The organism is Mycobacterium sp. (genome assembly GCF_049281135.1).
In the GTDB taxonomy this organism is placed as follows: domain Bacteria; phylum Actinomycetota; class Actinomycetes; order Mycobacteriales; family Mycobacteriaceae; genus Mycobacterium.
Genome location: NZ_JBAPRN010000369.1, coordinates 1 through 1,885, shown reverse-complemented (window position 1 = coordinate 1,885; position 1,885 = coordinate 1). Strand labels below are relative to the sequence as shown.

General features: G+C 67.7%; 2 protein-coding genes and 1 pseudogene. All 3 read left to right on the top strand.

The window, feature by feature from the left end; translation table 11 throughout:
* Positions 1 to 917 (top strand): cell division protein FtsZ (gene ftsZ, locus WAN02_RS14855; RefSeq protein WP_422264965.1); only part of this gene is annotated, 917 nt, incomplete at its 5' end.
* A gap of 72 nt (positions 918 to 989) precedes the next feature.
* Positions 990 to 1,697, top strand: a complete 708-nt coding sequence (gene pgeF / locus WAN02_RS14850; protein ID WP_422264964.1) for a peptidoglycan editing factor PgeF — start codon at positions 990 to 992, stop codon at positions 1,695 to 1,697.
* Positions 1,694 to 1,885 (top strand): annotated as a pseudogene (locus tag WAN02_RS14845) (YggS family pyridoxal phosphate enzyme); the annotation flags it as partial. The gene pgeF and the pseudogene WAN02_RS14845, both read left to right, overlap by 4 nt.

Below are 1,885 nucleotides of genomic sequence, written 5' to 3'. Positions count from 1 at the left end.
GCCGCAGGGCCGCCGACGACGCCAAGGACGAGATCGAGGAGCTGCTGCGGGGCGCCGACATGGTCTTCGTCACCGCCGGTGAAGGCGGTGGAACCGGTACCGGGGGAGCACCCGTCGTCGCCAGCATCGCCCGCAAGCTCGGCGCACTGACCGTCGGCGTGGTCACCCGGCCGTTCTCCTTCGAGGGCAAGCGGCGCAGTAACCAGGCGGAGAACGGCATCTCGTCGCTGCGGGAAAGCTGCGACACCCTGATCGTGATCCCCAACGACCGCCTGCTGCAGATGGGCGATGCCGAGGTGTCGCTGATGGACGCCTTCCGCAGCGCCGACGAGGTGCTGCTCAACGGTGTGCAGGGCATCACCGACCTGATCACCACGCCGGGCCTGATCAACGTCGACTTCGCCGACGTCAAGGGCATCATGTCGGGCGCGGGCACGGCGCTGATGGGTATCGGGTCGGCCCGCGGCGACGGCCGCGCGCTCAAGGCGGCCGAGATCGCGATCAACTCGCCGCTGCTGGAAGCCTCCATGGAAGGCGCCCAGGGCGTGCTGATGTCCATCGCCGGCGGTAGCGACCTGGGGCTGTTCGAGATCAACGAAGCGGCCTCGCTGGTGCAGGATGCCGCCCACCAGGAAGCGAACATCATCTTCGGAACGGTCATCGATGACTCGCTCGGCGACGAGGTACGAGTCACCGTGATCGCAGCCGGCTTCGACGCGAACGGGCCAGGCCGAAAGCCGGTCGTCGGCAACACCGATGCCGCGACGACGATCGCGTCGGGCAAACACGGCAAGGTCAGCTCCAGCTTGTTCGAGCCCGCCGACGCGGTGAGCGTGTCGGTGCCGACCAACGGCGCAACCTTCGACATCGGCGGCGAGGACGACGACGTCGATGTGCCGCCGTTCATGCGGCGCTAGCCACACGATGCAATGACGGCCGCGACACGGTGTCGGGGCGAGGCGGCCTTGCTCACGCCGGATACTGGGCGAGTGAGCATTCGTATCCGGTGGGTCAGCACCACTCGGGCAGGCGGTGCCTCGTTGCCGCCGTTCGACACCTTCAACCTGGGCGACCATGTCGGCGACGACCCGGCTGCCGTGGCGGCCAACCGGATCCGGCTGGCCGCCGCCATCGGACTCAGCCCCGACCGGGTGGTGTGGATGAACCAGGTGCACGGCGACCACATAGAAGTGGTCGACGGCCCGCGCGACACCGCGTTCGACGACACCGACGGATTGGTAACGCGCACACCGCGACTGGCCTTGGCGGTGGTCAGCGCCGATTGCGTTCCGGTGCTGCTGGCCGATGCTCGCGCGGGCGTTGTCGCGGCCGTGCATGCCGGCCGGCTCGGGGCTCGCGACGGCGTCGTGGTCCGCGCCGTTGAGACCATGCTGTCGATGGGTGCACATGAGCCCGACATCTCGGTGCTGCTGGGGCCCGCGGTCAGCGGCCGCAACTATGAAGTGCCCGCGGCGATGGCCGACGAAGTAGAGGCAGCCCTGCCGGGCAGTCGTACCACCACGTCGAAGGGCACGCCCGGGCTGGACCTTCGGGCCGGAATCGCTTGTCAGCTCACGGCTTTGGGCGTGAGCGCCATCGATATCGACCCGCGGTGCACGGTCGAGGACATCAACCTGTTCAGCCATCGCCGGGGCGCCCCGACCGGGCGGCTGGCGTCGGTGGTGTGGATGGCATGAGCGCATTAGCGGTAAACCGTTCCGCCCGACCGGAGCGGGAAATGGAATTAGCCGATTCTTTGACGGCGTTACAGTCGCGGCTGGCGGCGGCCGCCGAAGCGGCCGGCCGCAAACTCGATGAAATTCAGCTTCTGCCAATAACGAAATTCTTTCCGGCAACCGATGTGGCGATTTTGTCGCGATTGGGA